The sequence below is a fragment of the Flavobacterium potami genome, assembly GCF_020026915.1.
Lineage (GTDB): Bacteria > Bacteroidota > Bacteroidia > Flavobacteriales > Flavobacteriaceae > Flavobacterium > Flavobacterium potami.
This window is the reverse complement of sequence record NZ_JAINUY010000046.1, coordinates 1-289: the sequence shown is the minus strand read 5'-3', so window position 1 is coordinate 289 and position 289 is coordinate 1. Positions and strand designations below refer to the sequence as shown.

General features: G+C 48.8%; 1 protein-coding gene. It reads left to right on the top strand.

The window, feature by feature from the left end; genetic code table 11:
* The coding region (locus K6T82_RS24210; RefSeq protein WP_223711597.1) for an MFS transporter at nucleotides 1–289 on the top strand (289 nt) is incomplete at both ends.

The following is a 289-nucleotide window of genomic DNA, read 5'->3' as shown; positions in this document are numbered from 1 at the left end:
AATCAGCGGGGCGCTGAACGATCGATTTGGGCCAGTACGTATTGTGGCTTCTGGTATGCTATTAACCGTTATCAGCGCCTTATTGATGGGCTTTGCCAATTCGGCATTATTGTTTGGCATTGGGCGCTTTTTATCTGGGCTTGCGCTTGCTCCGATGCTTTCAGGCGCACTGGTTTTTCAGGCAGCGGCGTTTAAAAACTCTCAATATACCCGGTTATCCAGCATTACCTACGTAGTAGGTAACCTTGGTGCCGTTATTTCAGTCGCACCGCTCGAACTGGCCATTAAA